Raw genomic sequence first — 20,196 nt, forward strand, 5'->3', positions numbered from 1 at the left:
ATTTACTAATAGTTTGTTTTAATAATGTGGTTTTATTAAAAGCCGGGAAAAATTTTGCAAAGATAATTTTTTAAGGTTATTTCTTTGGGATAATAATATTTTCGAAGATCTTTCATCTAAATTTCTAAACTACGTTAGTTACACTACGTAATGTAAACTCAAAACATAACATTCCCTTTTCAATAAATTTATCTTATCAATTAGTCAAAGTAATAAGTAAGGTTGAGCCTTGCATGCATATTAAAGCCATTGCCGTGATTATACTGATAGTTTAAAGAATAAACTGGAGTCAATTCGCCAGAGATCAGGTATTTTTTTAATTTGATATTAGTATAGAAGGTACTGTTTATATCAACCCAGTGCGAATTAGAATTACCCGAACCACTAAAAGCCATATAATACAGATCATTATTATGAATTTGCCGCTCCAACGTTAAGCCATAGGAATTCATCCCTTTCAAATAACTAATATCAAACATAAAGCTGTTACTGCCTGGCCCGATACCGGCGCCTATATATCTGCCATCATTGGTATATCCATCCCGAGGGCTCGTAAGATGTGTATACCACGTAGGTTCATCCCTTAATAAAAATGTGGGTGATCTTTGTAATTGAGTTAACTCGGCTTTTATTTGTATATAACTATCTTTTGACAGCTCGAACAACTTACGCCCCCCCAAAGTGATGGCAGCTGAATGACTCGGTTCCTGTAAAAAATCGTTAATACTTCCGGTTCTGTCATTCCTTGCCCATTCAAAATAAAGCTCTGCGTTGTAAAGCGGTAATAGTTGACGTACATTAAGGGCAAAAGCAAAATCCTGGCCATCTCCACCCCTACCATTAGATACGTCGTTTGCTTTGAGCGACGACCCCGTAATTACTGGAAATAATTTTCTAAGAATATTTCTTTGATGATAAAGGGAATCCTTATCCAAATAATCGTACCCAGTGAGCCCTAAATATAAACCCTTTAACCATTTAGGTTGCCAGTTAATCGTGTAGGCCGATATATAGCGGGTAACTTCAGGCTTGGGAAGATATAAGCCACCGCCGTTTACCAATTTGGTAAGATCAATTGGCAGATAACCTGACTGTTTTAAATTTCCTCCTATTACCTGCCATTCAAATGAACCTATGATGGTTTTAATTGGCTTAATTGAATTAAATGTCCAATGAAAAAAGCCAGGTGCCGAGTTACTCATCATAATGGAATTTTGCACACTTGGCCCCCACCATATATTCTCTGTTGAAACACCTGCCTCTATATTTTTAAAGTTGACAGTTATTTTTGATTGCCCCGGATATAAATGCTGTAATGATTTATTGCCAAATCTTTCAGGTGCATCAATGCTATTTAGCATATTATAATATGCATTTAAAAGCTGCATATTCGTAGTATTAACCTGAACATCGGCAAAAGTGTCAAACCTTTTGTTTTCGGCATACACAAATTCAGGTTTTATTTGCACCCTGAGTATACCTGCTTTTAATAAGAAACCTCCGCTAACCCTTGTCTGGTACCCTGCGGTTGGGTACAATGAAGAGTTGTTATAGCCATAAGGCCTTCTAAAATTATAATCATTTAGCCAGTTAAATGGTAATATCTGAATACCGGATGGTTTCCCCATAAACTGGAAACTGCCGTATGTTTTGCTCGCTACTAATTGTTTGAAAGATGAGTCGGTATCATGCCAATCATCATTTAAGGGCCTTACGGTAAAAGATGAGGTATTATCGCTTTTGCCTAATAACTGGTTTCTCCTGGCAATATCTTCTGCATAACTCCCTACTGGTATGGTTTGCGAAAAAGTTTTTAAACCCAAAAATATCAAGACAACGGCTGATAATAAAATTTTCTTCATAATTATTGATAAGGACGCAGCAAATCATTTAAACGTAACAAGGCCATTCATTTTCTCCCAGGAAAAAATTATTTCATAATGCCTTATTGAATAAAATGCATCTGTAAAGTTTAAAGTATTTGCCGATAAAACGGCATGATCGAAACAAAATTACACTAAACTGTTACAAAAATTTAAAGGGCCCAAATATTAACGCGTGGCAATTAATAAATTAACAATAAGGCATTAAATTATCCGATAGGTTTATTCAGTTCGAGTTTGTAATAGAGTGATCCAAATTTCGATTTACCCGTTTACAATAAGTTAACACTTATTTCCATATCGATATTATTTTTTATCGGAAGCAACCAAAGCCTCTTTTCACAACGTATTGGAGTTATAAAAGATTTATTATTAACCACTTTTAACCAGTACAATGAAATTATTCAAAAATCTACCCCTCGCAATTGCCGGCATTGCGGTTATGTTTGCCAGCTGGTCATGCTCTAAAAACAACAACAGCAACAACACGCCAGATCAACCAGCCCCGGCGAATGCAATCAGACTATCAACTAATGCAAAGTTTGGCAGTGTTATTACCGATTCCAAAGGAAAAACCCTTTATTTTTTCGCTATTGACGCCAACGGTAGCTCAGGCTGTAACGGTGGATGCTCTGTGGTTTGGCCTACTTTTTACCAGGCAAATCTTACTTTAGACAAGGGTTTGGATAGCAAGGATTTTAGCACTATAACCCGTGCTGATGGATCAAAACAAACAGCTTACAAGGGCTGGCCACTTTATTATTATCAGAATGATGCCAATGCAGGTGATGTTAATGGCGATAAAATAGGAAATACCTGGTTTGTTGCCAAACCCGACTATACCGTAATGTTAAGCAACAGCCAGCTAATTGGCAACGATGGTGTTAAATACAACAGCGACCTTAAGGCTGGTGATGGTGTAACCCAATACATTGTTGATGACCGCGGGCAAACGCTTTACTCTTTTAGTCATGATAAATTTAACACCAACAAATTTACTGCCTCCAATTTTAGCAACAATAAAGTTTGGCCTATTGATACTGCTGTAAACGCGGCAATAAATGTCCCCTCTGTTTTGGACAAAACACAATTTCAGACAATAACCGTATTCGGAAAAACCCAATTGGTTTATAAGGGTTGGCCATTATACTACTTTGGCGCCGATAACAACGTACGTGGTAATAACAAAGGTGTATCTGTACCCACTCCGGGTACGTGGCCTTATGTTAATACTACTTCAGCCGTTGCACCTAATTAATTTAATTTCTTCATAACAAAAAGCGGGTAAGAAAATTTCTAACCCGCTTTTTATTGCCTATTAAAATCTATTTATTGGCTTACAGATCTATCTCGTAAGTAAAACTATCCGGCTTGGCATATACCGTATACTTAGCCAATGGCCGTGGACCGCAGGAGTTTGAACCTACTCCCAGCGTATGAGCACTGATGGTTAATACGGTCGCTTTGCTTTTTGGTAAATCAATTTTATACTCTACAGGTTCCATTTCTTCGTCACTATGAAGCTGTGCAGAAACCTGCAGGAATCCACCAACGTGTTTAACTGTTAACGATCCGTCCTTTCCGGTAAGCTTAGCCCAGCGGATATCCTCATGATTACCATTCTCCATTGGTTTTTCATATGGTGTTACCTGCTGTTTTACGGTACTTGAATAAACACCAATATCAAAACCTCTTTTTCTGTCGGAATAGGTCTCCATTGGGCCACGGCCAAAATAGGAGAACTGATCAAGATCTTTTTTTAGAAATAAGCGTACGCCCAATCTGGCCAATACCACCTTAGGGTTACTAAATGACACATCATTTTTAGCCTGAATAACCCCATTGCCCCATATATCATAAGTAACTTTATGATGTACGGTGAATCCTTGTTTACCCGTACCTGTTAAACTGGCACTGATCACTACCCTGTTTGGCGTTGGTTGTGTTGCCGTAATGCTATCTGCTGTCCAGGTAAGGGTTTTGAGGCCATTTTTTTCCCAGCCTTCATTGGCCCACATATCATCATTACGGTGAGGGGCACGCCATAGGTGTAATTTGGGGCCACCATTATCTTCCAGCACATTTTCGCCGTTCTTTTCCAGTTTGCTGAATGTGCCAGTTTTTTTATCAAACTCTATTTTAAAGTTTTTACTCTTTACTTTTATCTCGTTATTTCCGTTTGAAAGCTCGAGTGCTTGTTCGCTCGCGGGGTCTTTCTTTAAGGCTATAGTTTTAGCCGGAAACTCCAGTTGTTGCGATGCCGCCTCGAAACCTTTTTTGGCCCACATTTTATCGGCCTTATAAGTAAACGATATCCGCAGGAAGTATTCCGCATCGGGTTTAAGTTTACTGATAATATCATAAGGGATTTTCACATCCTTCTCTTCACCAGGGTTTATTTTGCCGATATCAAAATTACCTTTAGTGGTGACCACGCCATTTTCGCTCAGTTCCCAGTTACCGGTGAAACCATCCAGATTAATAAATTGATACCTGTTTTTGATGGTGATAATACCTTTGGTAATATCTTTTGCTTTTACGGCGATCCATTGATAAGCATGCTTTAACTCGGGATAGTGTGGTTTAAGCGAACGATCTGATGCTACCACACCTTTGTGGATAAAATAACGGTCATTCGGGTATTCACCGAAACCACCGCCAAAAGCCAGTATCGGGTGTTTAGGATCCCGCCTGTTCCAGACACCCTGATCCTGCCATTCCCAAATTGCACCACCTAAAAGCGTTGGATATTTATCAAACAGGTCATTATACTCATCAACAGAGCCCATGGAATTGAACATAGCGTGAGCATACTCGCACAAATAAAATGGTTTGGTGTATTTGTCATCGTTCGCGATCTTTTCGGTGTTCTCCAGATCGGTATACATGTCGCTGTCAATATCTGCCGGATTCTTTTCGCCAATACCAAAACCCTGGTAATGCGTAGGTCTTGTCGGATCAAGCTTTTTCACCATATCCAAAGCAGCCCTGAAATTAGATCCGCCGCTGCCGCACTCGTTACCTAACGACCAGATGATCACCGAAGGGTGATTTTTAAAGTTTTGCACGTTAGCTACATTTCTGTCGATAATGGCATCTTTTATCCTTGGATCCTCATTAAATTCATCCCAGGCACCATGGCTCTCCAGGTTAGCTTCGGCTACTAAATAAATGCCGTATTGATCACATAATTCATACCAGCGTGGATCATCAGAGTAATGGCAGGTACGCACATGGTTACAGTTGGCTTGTTTGATGAGCACGATATCCCTGATCATTTGCTCCTCGGTAACTGCGTGCCCAACCTCGGGCCAGTTCTCGTGCCGGTTAACCCCTTTTAATTTCACGCGAACGCCATTGATGGTAAATATGCGTCCTTTGATCTCGATAGTGCGGAAACCCGTACGTGATGAAATGGTTTCGTTTGTAGTATTGCCGTTCTTTAAGCTCAATACCGTGGTATATAGTTTCGGTGTTTCGGCAGTCCATTTTTGAGGGTTATTAACCTGGAAGCTTAGTTTCACAGTTGTTTCCTCACCAGGTTTTAAAGCGGGCACATTACCAGTAGCACCTTTTACTATAGTGCCACCATTATAAAGTGTTGCTGTTAATTGATTAGCTTTTGTGGTTTTGCCGCTATAGTTTTTTACCTGGGCGCTCACCTCAACCACCGCGTTTTTATATTGTTTATCGAGATTAGTTTTCACAAAATAATCCCTGATATGTTCCTGCGGAGCGCTCCATAAACTTACGTTGCGGAAAATACCACTCAACCGCCACATATCCTGATCTTCCAGGTAGCTGCCTGTTGTAAAACGGTAAACCTCTACGGCTATCATATTTTTACCAGGCTGTACATATTTGGTGATATCAAACTCGGCAGCATTGCGGCTGTTAACGCTATAGCCTACTTTTTTGCCATTTACCCAGATAAAAAAGCCGGCGTCGACACCATCAAAAGTCATAAATACCCGGCGACCTTTCCAATCAGCAGGCACTTCAAAATCGCGTCGGTAACTGCCTACCGGGTTGCGTTCGGCATAGGCGGTATACTTTCGGGGCGGCTCGCTCATTACGTGCGGGAAATCCTTTTTAAAGATGTACGTAAAATTGCTGTAATAAGGTGTACCATACCCCTCTATCTGCCAGTTGGAAGGTACTTTGATATCTTTCCAGGCAGATACATCGTAAGCTGTTTTATAAAAATCAACCGGACGTTGTTGTGGCCATGATACCCAATTAAATTTCCATAAACCATTCAGGCTTCGGCAAAATGATGAAGCGTGCCTGTTGGCCTTCAGAGCTTCCTGTAAATTGGCATAGGGCATTAATGAAGCATGTGCAGGCTCCTTATTGATACCGATATTGCGCGGGTCTTCAATTTCGGCAGGTACCGGGGCTCCTTTAACAACAGTATCAGCCAGCTTTGGCCCTGCAGCCATAGCTGCGGTGACCATATTTAAAAGAAAAGCACAAACAAGCAGTTTTTTCATTGGTTATGGATTTATGGTTATCTGCCGGGCAGATCGATTTAGCTATATAATGGTTTTATTTAAGCAGGGCTAATATATACTGTATTATTAACATTTAAAACAGGTTATTTAGTTTTCCTATATTTTCATCAATAGAAATTATATCTTAGAGCACCATCTGCCTTAATATTTATTTATCTGCTTTATGAATACTATAATTCAAAAAAAGAATAATATAACTATTGAGGGTAACCTTAATGCTACTGAAACAATTGTGTTTACCCACGGCTTTGGCACAGACCAAAACGCGTGGAATTGGGTCAAAGATGATTTTAAAGCTGATTATCGTATTGTGCTATTTGACAATATCGGTGCAGGCAGCGCAGACCCAAATGAGTATATACCAGAAAAATACGACCGGCTTTTTGCCTATGTTGATGATATGTTAAACATACTGGCTGATCTGAAATTACAAAATACTATTGTAGTTGCTCATTCCGTCAGCTCCATGATTGCCTTATTGGCTGCAATTCAAAAACCGGAGTATTTTTCAAAACTGGTATTTATAGGCGCCTCACCACGATATTTAAATGATGAAGAGCATAACTATACCGGTGGCTTTACCCAACCTGTTTTAGATGCTATGTATAGCGCCATGGCCGGTAATTATTGTGCCTGGGCCAGCGGTTTTTCGGAAGTTGCGATGGATAATCCGGATCAACCCGAACTTGCACAGCAATTTGCCTATACCCTATCGGCCATCAGGCCTGATATTGCTTTAGAAGTAGCCAAAGTTATATTTGAATCTGATGTTCGCGAGCATCTGCCTCATCTTAAAAAGAAAGTACTGCTGCTACAATCCTGGAATGATATTGCCGTGCCTACAGAGGTAGCCTATTATTTACACGCGCACATTGAAAATAGCACCCTAAAGTTCATTGATGCACAAGGCCATTTTCCACATATCAGCTCACCTCGGGCAGTGATCGCGGCCATCAAATCATTTATTTAAAATACTGATAGCATATCAATTATCTATTTTAAGACAATCTTTTTCTTATAATCCATCCTAATAAGTATACCATTTATACCTTTGTATAATACTTGACATATCAAGTATTATACAAAGGTATAAATGGTATACATTAATTCAACCTTAAAATTCATCCTCAACCTGGCTAAAATGCAAACGATAGTGAACCGTCGCTTTGATGCACAGTTGAGTAGTTATGGCTTAGGCTTTAATGATTTTGTTATACTGTATTACCTCTCACAGGCACCTCATGAAAAGTTGAGGAGGATTGATCTGGCCGACAAGCTGGGTTTTACTGCCTCAGGCATTACGCGCATGCTTGCACCTATGGAAAAAACAGGCCTCGTATCGCGCGAAAGTAATGAACGAGATGCCAGGGTAAGTTATGTGGTATTGGCGCCGGGTGGTAAACGTTTGTTGAACGAATCAATAAAAACCGCGGAATATGCCGCATTGGATATTTTCCCAAAATCAAAAACAAAAAAAATTGAAAAACTGTCTGAAATATTCGACGAAACAGGGCTCTTTTTATAAAAAATGGATCTAACAACAACAATACCCGAAATAAAATTGCCTGCTGTTAAAAAGGCGCTGAGATCTTTATTTAATCATACCGAAATTGAGGATATACAATTACTGACCGGTGGTCTTTCATCGGCATTGGTATACCGGATAACCATAGAAAGTAAGAACTATCTGCTTCGTATATTGATGCATGCCGATGAAATGCACAATCCGGAGCGACAACACATTTGCATGGGCTTAGCGGCCTCGGCTAACATTGCGCCACATGTTTATTATTCTAATGATGAAGATGCCCTGGCTATTACAGATTTTGTACAAGCCAAACCTTTACGCGAAGGTTTTGCTTCAAAACAGGAGCTTGTTACAGCGTTGAGTAACACTATCAAAGCTATACATGCGCTGCCCCCTTTCCCAAAACTGGTAAACTTTTTAGATGGGGTTGATATATTTATACAACAGTTTAAGGAACTGAACATGTTTCCTGAACATATTACAGCCGAGTATTTTTCACTTTACGCCGAAATTCAGAAGTCCTATCCAAGACATGACACCGATCTGGTAGCAAGCCACAACGACCTGAATCCGAATAACATTTTGTTTGATGGAAAACAGATCTGGGTGATTGACTGGGAAGCCGCTTTTCAAAACGACAGATACGTAGATCTGACTATCCTGGCCCAGCCCTATGTTAATGATGAGCAGGACGAAGCTATTTACCTCCAAACCTATTTTGGTGCAGCATTAGATGAATACAAAAAGGCGCGTTTTTTCTTGATGCAGCAAATATGCCGTATGTATTATGCCATGATCATGCTTAGGTTTGCAGCTGCTCAAAAACCCACTAATTATACACATGATGCCAATATGAATCAGCCTGAGATGGCCGAGTTTGGCGCTATGCTGATGAGCGGTAAAATATTATTGGATACCTACGAAGGCAAACTACAGTACGGTAAAATATTACTGAATACGATGTTATCAGCAATGAAAACTGAACGGTTTAAGGCGGCCATAAAAACCATGGATTAATTTGCGAATTTGTTGTTAATTTTAGATCGCCTGTCAGAATTCCTGCAGGCGTTTCTATAAATGAAAGCAACAGACGAAAAGCTTGTTTTTAATACCCTGATCAAACAATACCTTTATTTTGGACTGCCAACCGAGGGTATTGACGATAAAACGGATTTTACTATTCATAACATTAAAGATATCCACCTGGATCTGCCTTTTAAATCGCCGGTATACAGGCCAAACTTCTTTTCGTTTGTTTTTGTGAAAGATGGTCGCGGAGTTTATACTACTGATGATCTTCACTTTGAAACTGTACCGGGTACCATATATTTTACCAACCCGGGACACTATAAATCGCACGAATGGTTTGAGCTGAATGAGGTGTACCTCATCACTTTAAGTGAGTCTTTTTTAAAGGAGAATGTGCATCCCGATATTTTCGAAGAATTTCCTTTTCTACTGGCCGAAACAGTTCATCCAAGGGTATTAGACCAGGCTACATTCTCGGAATTTGAGGATATATACCTGCAGATCAATAAAGAATATCAATCCAACAGCCGTTACCGTGCCCGGCTCATTGGGAATTTATTTGTGGTATTGCTGTTAAAAATAAAGGAATATTTCTGGAAGGATTATAACCCCATATATGAAGGGAACCGCAGCTCCCAGATCGTCAAGAATTTCAAACGTACACTGGAACAGCACTACAGGGATTTAAACAATGGCAAGGTACACCAGGTTTTCAGGCTACAGGATTATGCCGACGCGCAAAACCTGCACCCCAACTACTTAAGTAACGTGATCAAAACCAAAACCGGCAAACCCATCAGTACCTGGATAACCGAAAAAACTATTGCCGAAGCTAAATCACTCCTACAAAATTCATCAACCTCTATTAAAGAGATCGCTTTCCTGCTGGGCTTCTCCGAAGCAAACCATTTTAGTAATTACTTTAAAAAGCATACCAGCATCACCCCTGTTTCATTCCGGAAACAGCATGGTACCATAGCTTGTTAAAACCCTTCTTGTAGAGACGCATATTTGCGTCTCCGGTGTGAAAGTCCTCCCTCAATAATCTGAGACGCAAATATGCGCCCCTACAGTAAAAATCCTTACCCTTTATCCAAAAATCCATGCTCCAAATCTCCCTTCTTTGATATTTGCAGGTAATGCTATGATATCTGTACTTTTTGGCTTGCGTTAAACCAGACCTTTGATTCATCAAAACAAACAAAGGAAAAATAATCATGAAAACGCTAACAGAAAAAGTAATCTTAGTAACCGGAGCCTCACGAGGTATCGGTGCAGCAGTAGCCAAAAAACTGGCATCAGAAGGTGCTAAAGTGATCATCAATTATGCAGGTGGTCTTGAAGCAGCCGAGCAAACAGTTAATGAAATAAAACAACAAGGTGGGGACGCCATAGCCTTGCAAGCCGACGTAAGCAAGTCAGACGAAGTAAAAGCCATGTTTGATACAGCCATAGCTCATTATGGCAAAATTGATGTACTGGTTAACAATGCCGGTATCATGATCACCAAACTATTGAAAGATACCACCGACGAAGATTTTACCCGCCAGTTTGACATCAACGTACGCGGCACATTTAATACCCTGCGTGAAGCAGCTACCAAACTAGCCGACAATGGTAGTGTGATCAACTTTTCAACTTCCAATAACCGTATTATGCTGCCAACATATTCAACCTATGCAGCAACAAAATCAGCGGTGGAACAATTAACCCGCGTATTCTCAAAAGAAGTTGGCGCAAGGGGGATCAATGTAAATTCGGTATCTCCGGGCCCTACCAACACCGAACTTTTCACCAACGGTAAGCCACAGGAAGTAATTGACCGCCTGGCCTCACTTTCGGCCTTTAACCGCATAGGCGAGCCTAACGATATAGCCAATGTAGTGGCTTTCCTGGCCAGCGATGCTGCCAAATGGATCAGTGCCCAAAACATCGGAATTAACGGTGCAATGGCGTAAGTGGAAGTCAAAATTCAAAAGTAAAAATTCAAAAAAATAAGTGGTCGCACCAAGCAAAATCGGTGAAATCAAAAACAAAATCAGTGTAATCACAAAATATTAAAATCATAGAAATCATGAACACATTAAAAAATAAAGTAGCCTTAATTACAGGATCAGCACGCGGTTTAGGAAAAGCCATTGCAGAACGTTACGCAGCATTAGGTGCCGATATCGTGATCAATTATTCACGTGATAAAGCCTCTGCCGATGAGGTACTAAGCAACATCAAAGCCATGGGCGTACGCGTAATTGCGGTTCAGGCCGATGTAAGCAAAGTAGCGGATATCGAAAGGTTATTCAACGAAGCCAAAAAAGAGTTTGGCAAAATTGATATCGTAGTGGCTAATGCCGGCATTGAAATGGTAGAAACCCCTGTTGTTGATTTTACCGAAGAGCAATTCGATAGATTGTTTTCCATCAACACCAAAGGCTCATATTTTACCATGCAACAAGCCGCTAAAAATGTAACCGATAATGGCCGTATCATTTACATCGCGTCAAGCACCACCTCATTTCCGGTACCGGGAATGGCTGTGTATGGCGGTAGTAAAACTACACCGCGTTACCTGGTTGATATCCTGTCAAAAGAAATTGGCCACAAGGGTATTACTGTGAATTCCATTATCCCCTTCGCGGTTGATCACTCCGGTATATTTGCCGAAGCCGGTAGCTACCCCGAACTAAGGAAACAATTACTGGACAGCTGTCCGATGGGCAGACTGGCCGAAGTAGAAGACGTAGCTAATGCAGCCGAATTCTTTGCCAGCGATCTTTCATCATTCGTATCAGGCCAGCACCTGTTAGTAAACGGTGGCGCTACAAATTAATTAGTCGACCTAATTTAAATGAAGTAAAAACAGGGTAAATTAGATTATCCTGTTTTTACATTTAATCCTTAAAGCCATGCCCATAAAGATCATCAATTCATTACTTATCCTGTTTGTAGTATTCATGGGATTTAAACAAGGCTGGGCCATGGTTAGCGGCAAACCCGAAATGCTGGCCATGTTTAGCAAATGGCGTTTCAATAGCCAAAGCCTTATTGTATTGGGTACCATCACCATGCTGAGCGCTTTACTTATCCTGTTTCCGCGAACATTTGTTTTTGGGAACTTTTTAATGGCCATAACTATCCTGCTCATTATTTGCCTGCAGCTATCCACAAAAAACTTGAAGGGGGCAGTTATTGAACTACCCTTCCTACTCATGAACCTGCTCATCATCTATTTGCAATACCCCTTAACAAAATTCAAATGAAAGCAATTAATCATTACCTGGTTTACGCCTCGCTGATCAGTTTATCCTTATCAGCCCAGGCGCAAACAACAAAAACGCCAGTTAAAACCATAAAAAATACAAATGCTATGAATACCGATCAATTAACCAACCCCATAGTAAAAAAGGCCATTGATGCTTTGCAGACCGGTGATAAAAATGCCTGGTTTGCCTTATTCACAGCGGATGCCGAGCTTTTTGACGATGGCCACAAAATGAATTTCAAAAGCTTTTTTGACAAAGCTTTGGGCCATGAACGTTTTACGGCCATTGATAAGATAGAAAACAATGGTCTCGACCTCTACGGCAGGTTCCACAGCGACCAATGGGGCGATTTTAAAACCTACTTCCGGTTTATAATTAATCCCGGAGGCAAGATCAGTCGCCTGGATATTGGACAGGCCAGTTATTAAAAACCAAAAGAGGCTGTATCATCATGATCAGCCTCTTTTTTTATGATCTATCCGGATGCTCAATCTGTATGATCATGGGTTAGATCGGCTACATTAACCAAAAAGTGGGTTTACATGGGTTTACACTTTTCAGGGTTAACATTGATTTAAGCAATTGACAATCAATTATTTGTGAAAATTTTCTCTAAAAAAATGTAAACCCACTTTTCGTACAAATATGATCGGCTTAAATTTCAATTCACAGGCGCAACACCAAGGGATAGTCAATTTGATTAATGATACAGCCTCTCTGTTTTAACCCTGAGCTTATTTACATATGGTGAATTTCCCTCACTTCTACATTGCCGCCAAATTCAAAAATAGGACAGCCTTTGGCCAGTTCAACGGCCTCGTCTAACGAATCGGCTTTAACCAGGGTGTAGCCGCCAATCAGTTCTTTAATTTCGGTATAAGGGCCATCGGTAACCACATTTTTGCCTCTTACCACTTTACCCTCCGCAAACAGGCGGTTTCCACGATCAACCAGTTTATTCTGAGCGGCTATACTGCCCACCCAATCCATCCATCTTTGGGTAACGGCCTGCATTTCTTCTGGTGAACCTTGTGGTGCGCCAACATAATCGTTTCTGAATACAAAAAGGAACTCTTTCATTTTATTAGTTTTTAAGTTTTAAAATAAGATGACGAACACCATTTTTAAAACTGGACAAATTGGTTAAAATATTTTTAGGGCTTTTGTAAAATCAGGGATTAATCCCGAATTTCAAAACAAACTTATAATTTTACCAGATATCGGAGACCATAAAATGGAGCAAATAAATATCAGAAAAGCGGAGTTAAAAGATCTGGACGTATTGTTTGAGTTTAAACAAGCACTGGTTGAATCTGAACGTCCCTTTGATCCTACTTTAAAACCAGGTCCCCTCTATTATTATAACATCCCCGACTTAATTGAGGCAACCGACGCCCTGCTGGTTGTAGCCGAAATTGATTCAATAGTTATTGGTTGTGGATATGCCCGTATTGTTGATTCCAAACCATATTTGAGGCACCAGCAGCATGCCCACCTGGGTTTTATGTATGTAATGCCCGGGCACAGGGGCAAGGGCGTAAACAAACTGATCATTGATGCGCTTAAACAATGGTCGCAGCAGCAGGGTATTACCGAAATACGTTTGGAAGTTTACGCTGTTAATACCGCCGCGCTAAAAGCTTATGAAAAAGTAGGATTTGTACCCCACATGCTAACCATGCGATTGGGCTTAGCAGACGAAAAGGGCTAAACTATTTGCTCCTTCTTCAGTTTTTCACGATGATCAATCCCCCATTTGATCATTTCAAATATGATATGGCCAAAAGACCAACAATACTCAGTTGATGCATATTCCACCAAAACCGGCGGGCCCGGGCTTACTGTTCGCGTAATCAGCTTATTCAATTCCATTTCCCGTAATTCTCTCGAAAGCATCCTGGTGGTTATCCCCGGTATGCTCCGCTCAATTTCCCTGAAACGTTTGTTGCCGTTGCATATAGAATTGATAATGGGCAGCTTCCATTTGCCGCCAATTACGTAAATGGTATCCTGCAGCGCCTGGATTTCCCGCGCCTCGTTTCTTTTACCGTCAATGCCATAAATAACTTCATACATGGCCTTAATTTCCGGCGTCATGTTCTCTGTTGAATATTCTGTTCCCATATTGTTACTGGTATACTCTGTGATACTGGTAACAAAGTTATACCATTTCCGCAATACATTTGCATCATTAAATAAAAAAACACAGAAATGAGCAATTTTCAGAACAAAATAGCTGTAATTACCGGCGGCAATAGCGGCATAGGTTACGCAGCTGCCAGGGAATTAAAAGAAAAAGGTGCCACCGTGATCATCACCGGGCGCAGAAAAGAAGCGATAGAGAAAGCTGCATCCGAACTGGGTGTAACCGGTATTGTTGCCGATCAATCAGACATTAAGGCAACGGAGCGATTGGTTGCCAGTGTTACTGAAAGTTATGGTCAGGTTGATATTCTGTTCATCAATGCGGGTATCGCGGCTATATCCCCAATTGAGCATGCTTCTGAGCAGCACTTTGATGATATTATGAATATCAACTTCAAAGGGGCCTATTTTACGTTGGGCAAGTTTATCCCAATTTTGCGTGATGGTGGATCCGTTGTTTTCCTATCCTCCATAGTGGCCAGCACAACCAGCGTAGCCTCATCGGTTTACTCGGCCAGTAAAGCTGCTTTAAACTCGGTAATGAAGTCGGCAGCATTGGAGTTGGCTCCACGCAAGATCAGGGTAAATGCGGTAAGTCCGGGCCCTATAGCAACAGAGATCATGTACAAAGCCGGCTTAGATGATGCTACTTTGAGCACCATAAAAGACAGCCTCATCACTAAATCGCCTTTAAAACGCATGGGTACCTCCGAAGAAGTTGCCAGCGTAGTAACTTACCTTTGTAATGATGCCGCTGGCTTTATCACCGGTTCTGAATTTATTATAGACGGTGGTTTGTTATTGGTATAACAATTGTTATTTTACCCTATTGAGTCTCTTAATATCCGGTAATAACTATGGCAGCAAACGGGATGCAGATAAACGTTTTATATGAACAACCAGTTGAAATTATAATTGAATTTCCGCTGGCCGTGATGTGCGCGTATAACGGTGGCGATAACCTGGACATTACCTGGGACGATCATATTGCTGCTATCATCAACGGAACATTACAACAAAACAGGGTTTATATCAAGCATGCAAGCCTTGATTTTCCGGCCAAGGACAGCAACGATGCCCTATTCAGTTCGCATATGACGCTGATTGTTCAGCCGCCGGGCTTTGATTTAAATAACATCGTCGATGCATTAACCGACGAAAAATTTCAAAAAGGCCTGTGTATCAAAAGGAAATATGATTACAAAGGTTTTGAAACTGTTTACGCGGATCCGTTTGCTATAAAATAAAGGTTAACACAAGCTTTCCAATTGCTAAAAGGGGGCCGACCATCAGATCGGCTCCCTTTTTTATATACCATTCTTAACAGGCGCATGCTATCTGCAGCCCCGCAGTTTGCTGGGTTCCTTCGGTTTGGTAGCCGTCAAACTTCCACCATTCAATACCGCCCATCAATTCGCGTACATTAAATCCTAACCGGGCCATGTTTAAAGCGCCCTTGGTTGAGGCATTGCAGCCTATACCATCGCAATAGACAACATATAAGGCATCCTTGTCAAAGTGCGCGGTGGCTTGTTCATTCATATCCCGGTGGTTAAGGTTAACGGAACCGGGAATACGCTCGCGCTCCCAGGCAAAATTTTTACGGGCATCAATAGCTATGATGTTTTCTTTTGCCTCAAGGGCCGCGAACAAGTCGGATGGATCCATCTCGAATGATAACTTGTTTTGGTAATGTTCAATGGCTGTGTTCATATTGATCTATTTTGTTGATCCAAATGTAGTTGCCGCAATCATCACAATAGCATGAGATGTACAGCATGTGCACATGAGCAGAATACATATTTGCAAAGCTTATGGATATGTATATTTACGACATGGAAACAAGGCACTTACGCTTGATCAAAACCCTGGCCGACGAAAAAAGCATCACCAGATCATTGGATAAGCTTTTTTTAACACAATCGGCAGTAAGTCACCAGCTTAGGGATATTGAAGAACGGCTGGGTGTTAAAATATTTTATCGCACCAAAAACCAATGGACGCTAACCGAAGAAGGACAGGTGCTGTATGATACCGCCACAAAAGTACTGGCCGAAATAGATGAAGCCACCAACAGGATCAATGACATGCGCCAGGGTCATGCCGGTAATATCCGTATCAGTACCGAATGTTATACCAATTACCACTGGCTGCCCGCATTTATGGCCAGGATGAAAGTGTTGTACCCCAAGCTCGATATTAATATAGTGATTGAAGCCACCCATAAACCCCTGCAAAAATTGCTGGATAACGAACTGGACCTGGGTATTACCTCTGATCCCTGGGATGATAAAAGCATCAAATATGTAGAGCTTTTTAAGGATGAAGTAATGGCCGTAATTCCGCTGGGGCATCCGCTGGCTCATAAAAAATTTCTGACCGGCGATGATTTTAAAGACCAAACGCTCATCATCCACTCCTACCCGTTGGAAACGGTAACTGTTCATCAGCACTTTTTAAAAGATCAAAAAACGCAGCCGCAAAAAATAGTGGCCATGCCCCTTACCGAAGCCGCTTTAGAGATGGTAAAAGCCGGTATGGGTATCCTCACCATGCCCAAATGGGCCATGCGATCGTTTGTTGATTCGCCAACTTTAACCCTCGTTCGGATAGGTCAAAAAGGGTTGATACGCACGCACTATGCCGCCGTAAGGCATGAAGACGCGGGTAAAAAGTATATACAGGATTTTATTAAAAACCTCAAAGAAGAATTGGCCAGATAGACCATGAGTTACCTGATACGCCCCGTTGAACCCGCCGACCTTGACGAACTTTTGCACCTGATGCAGGAACATGCGGATTATGAAAAAGCGCCATTTACCCCCGATGGAAAAAAAGATAGGCTCAGCAAAGCCTTGTTCGCGGCCCACCCCAAATTAAACTGCTGGGTTGTTGAAATGGAAACCGGACTGATTGGTTTTGTATCTTATACCTTTGACTACTCAACCTGGGATGCCGCCGATTTTATGTACATGGATTGTCTTTTCCTGCGTGAACAAGCCCGGGGACAAGGCATCGGTACGGATATCATTCAACATCTTACAACCGTGGCCATTGAACGCCAATGTATCAATATCCAATGGCAAACACCCGTTTTTAACCAACCGGCTATTGATTTTTACCACAAAAACAAAGCGAGCTCAAATCCAAAGATAAGGTTCACCTTAAAGCCCGAATAATTACGCATAGTAATAAATGGACGGCCTTTTTTATCTGCAACCTAAAATTAAATTTAAATTGTAATTTTCGCCCATGCATATCAGGAATCTTACCCAAAAGTTCGACATCGCCTACGTCATTAAAAACGAATGGCACCTGCCTGTGCATAAGCATACCCATTATGAGCTACAGTATATTATGCGCGGCAAAGGCCAGCATATGATCAACGATCGTAGTTATAATTACGAAAAAGGCGATCTGTTTGTTCTTGCTCCACAAGATACCCACTTTTTTGTTTTCGAGGAAAAATGCGTGATCTGTATTATCAAGTTCCACGAAGGCTTTTTCCAGGATCTTTTACTCGATGCCGATTTTAAACAGGTATTCACCCGTTTATCATCCCCGCATCGCAAAATGGATCTGCCGGACAACAGGCAGCAGATCACTCAGCTAATGGATTTGATTATAGCCGAACACCGAAAAGAAACCAGCTATCAAAATATCATTATCAAAAATGCGCTGGCGCTTGTGCTTTCCCTCATGGCTAAAGAAACCGATCAGAATATAGTTAAACCCAAAGACGATAAAATACAAGCCATCATCAACTACATCGATCAGCATATCACCAATAAACAGTTTTTATCCCTGCAAAACATTGCCGATACTTTTCATATCAGCAAAACTTATTTTAACCAGTATTTCAGCAAGGCCACAGGCAGTTCATACAAAAAATATGTACAGGAATATGCCCTGAAACTGATCGCGCACCAACTCATCCACCGGGATAAAACCCTGTCGCAACTGGCAGATGAATTTGGCTATACCGATGAAAGTCATTTAAGTAATGCCTTTAAAGCACATTTTGGGCAAACACCTTCGGCATTTAAAAAAGAGAACCAGCAGCGCTAAAGGCAGCACTCCACGTTTTGTACAATATTTTCTTGATTAATTACATAGGTTTCCCTCAGTAGGTGAACCAATTTTGTGCATCGTTTAAATATAAAAATCATGCATATAGATCATACCACCCTGCGTACAAAGCAACTGGAAAAAACAAAGGACTTTTTACTAAGTATTTTTGATCTGACAGAGGGTGCCCGGCCAGCTGTAATAGCCGCTAACATACCGGGCTATTGGCTGTATCACAAGGGCTTGCCGCTTATACATCTTATTCAAAGTTCTCCTTATTACAGGCAACAACCAGATCATGCCACCGAAGCCATTGACCACACGGCGTTTTATCTGGAAAATTATGACGCCTTTAAACAAAAGCTGCTTAATCTGAGTATCCCACATTCTTTGATGGACTTGCCTGATATAGGCGAAAGGCGCATTTTTCTGCATACCCCTACTGGTATTTTGCTCGAAACGGTCTTCAGAGATTAGCTGGTATTTGTAAACTAAAACAAATTTCACCTTCAGTACAGCACACGGTAAGTGTACCATCATGCGCTTTGGCAATTTCGGAGGCAATATATAACCCAAGCCCTAATCCTTTTTGCCCAGGTTTGATATCTCCGCGCGAAAACGGTTGAAAAAGCCGCTCCATAGTTTCTTCGGATATTTGTTTGGCGGAATTTGATACTGATAAAACAAATTCATTTTCAGCGTTAAATGCTTTCACCTTAACCGGCGTGTCTTTTTCACCATGTGTAAGGGCGTTACTCAATAAATTAGAAAATAGCTGGGCTATGCGCCTTTTGTCACAACTTACAGGCCTGGTTATATTGAATTCCGCATTGATCATACGATCGGGCCATATCAATTGCAGCTCGGTGAGTACCTGGTTAAGAAGGTCTGTTAAAAGTTCATCATTTTTCAGGGCCAGGGTAATCCCTCCGCCAAGCCTGCCACTTGCAAAATCAAGAATATTCTCAATCATCTCCTTCATCCGGTATGACGAATCTTGTACAATGGTAGCCAGGCGTTTGGTACGTTCATCAAGCGGCATCCGCAATAACAACTGAGCCACATTAGAAACAGCTCCAAGCGGGTTACGCAGATCATGACCGAGTATAGCGATAAACTGCTCACGCAGCTCTGCCGTCTTCAGTTCTTCCTGCAATTTCAACTCGCTTATAGCAAGCCGCTCTATCGCATCGAGGTGGAAAGAGATCAATTCGGCGAAAAGCTTAAACATGCCTATGGTCTCCGGGTTATTTAGGCGGGCCGGTCGCGGATCAATAGCGCACAATGTGCCAAAGAAACTCCCATCTTTCAGCATAATGGGCATCGAAATATAACTTTGAATGCCGTACATGGCAGGCGTATGATGATGCGCGTACAGTTCATCATCGGCTACATGATCAATGATAACAGCCTGATGATTTTGGCGGATCTCATGACAAATGGTGGTTTCTACCTTTAATTCACCACCGGGTTTAAGACCAAATTGTATCTCATCACGAACGGCACAGGCAATCCACCGGTATGGCGTAACGCGGGCTACGGCAGCAAAGCCCATTCCGGTAGTTCGGCAAACAACTTCTAATATGGATGATACCGCGTCTATACTGCTTACAGCTTCAATATCTGCCGTAAAATCCGTTTCAATATTTGCCAATCTATGATTTTTAACTGCGGGCTATACTACAAATTAAAATTATTATTTACAAATATAAAAAGGCAACTTTCAATACTACCCGCTATCAAAAATTACGCTATATTATACAGCTCTA

General features: G+C 41.2%; 22 protein-coding genes. 16 read left to right on the plus strand and 6 right to left on the minus strand.

The features are described from left to right. Positions 1-200: 200 nt before the first annotated feature. Positions 201-1,862: a hypothetical protein gene (locus ACTJKG_RS11750; RefSeq protein WP_172334827.1), complete on the minus strand. Its 1,662-nt coding sequence runs from the start codon at positions 1,860-1,862 to the stop codon at positions 201-203. Positions 1,863-2,277: 415 nt separating this feature from the next. Between ACTJKG_RS11750 and ACTJKG_RS11755 the strand changes: the two genes are divergently transcribed. Continuing rightward, on the plus strand, positions 2,278-3,141 hold the full coding sequence (locus ACTJKG_RS11755) for a hypothetical protein (protein ID WP_172334828.1): 864 nt from the start codon (positions 2,278-2,280) through the stop codon (positions 3,139-3,141). A gap of 79 nt (positions 3,142-3,220) precedes the next feature. On the opposite strand, the gene ACTJKG_RS11760 is transcribed toward ACTJKG_RS11755, so the two are convergent. Further along, a complete protein-coding gene (locus tag ACTJKG_RS11760; protein WP_440739304.1) occupies positions 3,221-6,376 on the minus strand; it encodes a glycoside hydrolase family 2 TIM barrel-domain containing protein in 3,156 nt (1,051 codons plus the stop codon). 184 nt (positions 6,377-6,560) lie between these two features. On the opposite strand from ACTJKG_RS11760, the gene ACTJKG_RS11765 reads away from it, so the two are divergent. The 8 genes from ACTJKG_RS11765 to ACTJKG_RS11800 all read left to right on the plus strand — a co-directional run bounded on the left by ACTJKG_RS11765 (position 6,561) and on the right by ACTJKG_RS11800 (position 12,642). Continuing rightward, positions 6,561-7,367, plus strand: a complete 807-nt coding sequence (locus ACTJKG_RS11765) for an alpha/beta fold hydrolase (protein WP_216650525.1) — start codon at positions 6,561-6,563, stop codon at positions 7,365-7,367. A gap of 123 nt (positions 7,368-7,490) precedes the next feature. Continuing rightward, positions 7,491-7,922, plus strand: a complete 432-nt coding sequence (locus ACTJKG_RS11770; protein ID WP_172334830.1) for a MarR family winged helix-turn-helix transcriptional regulator — start codon at positions 7,491-7,493, stop codon at positions 7,920-7,922. Between the two features lie 3 nt (positions 7,923-7,925). Further along, the gene (locus ACTJKG_RS11775; RefSeq protein ID WP_440739305.1) at positions 7,926-8,942 is read left to right on the plus strand and encodes a phosphotransferase; all 1,017 of its coding nucleotides are present in this window, start codon (positions 7,926-7,928) and stop codon (positions 8,940-8,942) included. Between the two features lie 60 nt (positions 8,943-9,002). After that, complete coding sequence (locus ACTJKG_RS11780) at positions 9,003-9,941, plus strand: helix-turn-helix domain-containing protein (RefSeq protein WP_440739306.1); 939 nt, start codon at positions 9,003-9,005, stop codon at positions 9,939-9,941. Between the two features lie 230 nt (positions 9,942-10,171). Further along, on the plus strand, positions 10,172-10,912 hold the full coding sequence (locus ACTJKG_RS11785) for an SDR family oxidoreductase (protein ID WP_440739307.1): 741 nt from the start codon (positions 10,172-10,174) through the stop codon (positions 10,910-10,912). 116 nt (positions 10,913-11,028) lie between these two features. After that, positions 11,029-11,781 (plus strand): SDR family oxidoreductase, encoded by a 753-nt coding sequence (locus tag ACTJKG_RS11790; protein ID WP_172334834.1) that lies wholly within the window; start codon positions 11,029-11,031, stop codon positions 11,779-11,781. A gap of 76 nt (positions 11,782-11,857) precedes the next feature. Further along, positions 11,858-12,211 carry a DoxX family protein gene (locus ACTJKG_RS11795; protein WP_440739308.1) on the plus strand — a complete coding sequence of 118 codons (354 nt, stop codon included), beginning with the start codon at positions 11,858-11,860 and terminating at the stop codon, positions 12,209-12,211. Beyond that, positions 12,208-12,642 carry a hypothetical protein gene (locus ACTJKG_RS11800; protein WP_440739309.1) on the plus strand — a complete coding sequence of 145 codons (435 nt, stop codon included), beginning with the start codon at positions 12,208-12,210 and terminating at the stop codon, positions 12,640-12,642. The genes ACTJKG_RS11795 and ACTJKG_RS11800 overlap by 4 nt, the downstream gene beginning before the upstream one ends. A gap of 310 nt (positions 12,643-12,952) precedes the next feature. Here ACTJKG_RS11800 and ACTJKG_RS11805 read toward each other — a convergent pair whose 3' ends face one another. Then, positions 12,953-13,294, minus strand: coding sequence for a YciI family protein (locus tag ACTJKG_RS11805; protein WP_172334836.1), 342 nt, complete (start codon positions 13,292-13,294; stop codon positions 12,953-12,955). A 154-nt stretch (positions 13,295-13,448) separates the two neighbouring features. Here ACTJKG_RS11805 and ACTJKG_RS11810 point away from each other — a divergent pair, with 154 nt between their 5' ends. After that, entirely contained in the window at positions 13,449-13,925 is a 477-nt protein-coding gene (locus ACTJKG_RS11810; RefSeq protein WP_440739310.1) for a GNAT family N-acetyltransferase, read from the plus strand. On the opposite strand, the gene ACTJKG_RS11815 is transcribed toward ACTJKG_RS11810, so the two are convergent. Continuing rightward, positions 13,922-14,338 (minus strand): winged helix-turn-helix transcriptional regulator, encoded by a 417-nt coding sequence (locus tag ACTJKG_RS11815; protein ID WP_440739311.1) that lies wholly within the window; start codon positions 14,336-14,338, stop codon positions 13,922-13,924. The two genes, ACTJKG_RS11810 and ACTJKG_RS11815, sit on opposite strands and share 4 nt — an antisense overlap. A gap of 87 nt (positions 14,339-14,425) precedes the next feature. On the opposite strand from ACTJKG_RS11815, the gene ACTJKG_RS11820 reads away from it, so the two are divergent. Together ACTJKG_RS11820 and ACTJKG_RS11825 are read left to right on the plus strand one after the other, a co-directional pair. Then, on the plus strand, positions 14,426-15,169 hold the full coding sequence (locus ACTJKG_RS11820) for an SDR family oxidoreductase (protein ID WP_440739312.1): 744 nt from the start codon (positions 14,426-14,428) through the stop codon (positions 15,167-15,169). Positions 15,170-15,216: 47 nt separating this feature from the next. Further along, complete coding sequence (locus ACTJKG_RS11825) at positions 15,217-15,606, plus strand: hypothetical protein (protein WP_440739313.1); 390 nt, start codon at positions 15,217-15,219, stop codon at positions 15,604-15,606. Between the two features lie 73 nt (positions 15,607-15,679). On the opposite strand, the gene ACTJKG_RS11830 is transcribed toward ACTJKG_RS11825, so the two are convergent. Then, complete coding sequence (locus ACTJKG_RS11830; RefSeq protein WP_440739314.1) at positions 15,680-16,072, minus strand: rhodanese-like domain-containing protein; 393 nt, start codon at positions 16,070-16,072, stop codon at positions 15,680-15,682. Between the two features lie 122 nt (positions 16,073-16,194). On the opposite strand from ACTJKG_RS11830, the gene ACTJKG_RS11835 reads away from it, so the two are divergent. From ACTJKG_RS11835 to ACTJKG_RS11850, 4 genes are all read left to right on the plus strand, one after another. After that, positions 16,195-17,082, plus strand: coding sequence for a LysR substrate-binding domain-containing protein (locus ACTJKG_RS11835; protein WP_172334891.1), 888 nt, complete (start codon positions 16,195-16,197; stop codon positions 17,080-17,082). 3 nt (positions 17,083-17,085) lie between these two features. Continuing rightward, a complete protein-coding gene (locus ACTJKG_RS11840) occupies positions 17,086-17,538 on the plus strand; it encodes a GNAT family N-acetyltransferase (RefSeq protein WP_172334841.1) in 453 nt (150 codons plus the stop codon). Positions 17,539-17,611: 73 nt separating this feature from the next. Then, on the plus strand, positions 17,612-18,427 hold the full coding sequence (locus tag ACTJKG_RS11845; RefSeq protein ID WP_440739315.1) for an AraC family transcriptional regulator: 816 nt from the start codon (positions 17,612-17,614) through the stop codon (positions 18,425-18,427). Positions 18,428-18,526: 99 nt separating this feature from the next. Continuing rightward, complete coding sequence (locus ACTJKG_RS11850; RefSeq protein ID WP_172334843.1) at positions 18,527-18,904, plus strand: glyoxalase; 378 nt, start codon at positions 18,527-18,529, stop codon at positions 18,902-18,904. Here ACTJKG_RS11850 and ACTJKG_RS11855 read toward each other — a convergent pair. Then, a complete protein-coding gene (locus ACTJKG_RS11855) occupies positions 18,894-20,081 on the minus strand; it encodes a GAF domain-containing sensor histidine kinase (protein WP_440739316.1) in 1,188 nt (395 codons plus the stop codon). The two genes, ACTJKG_RS11850 and ACTJKG_RS11855, sit on opposite strands and share 11 nt — an antisense overlap. Between the last annotated feature and the right edge of the window lie 115 nt (positions 20,082-20,196).

Source organism: Mucilaginibacter sp. 22184 (assembly GCF_052045695.1).
Taxonomy (GTDB): domain Bacteria; phylum Bacteroidota; class Bacteroidia; order Sphingobacteriales; family Sphingobacteriaceae; genus Mucilaginibacter.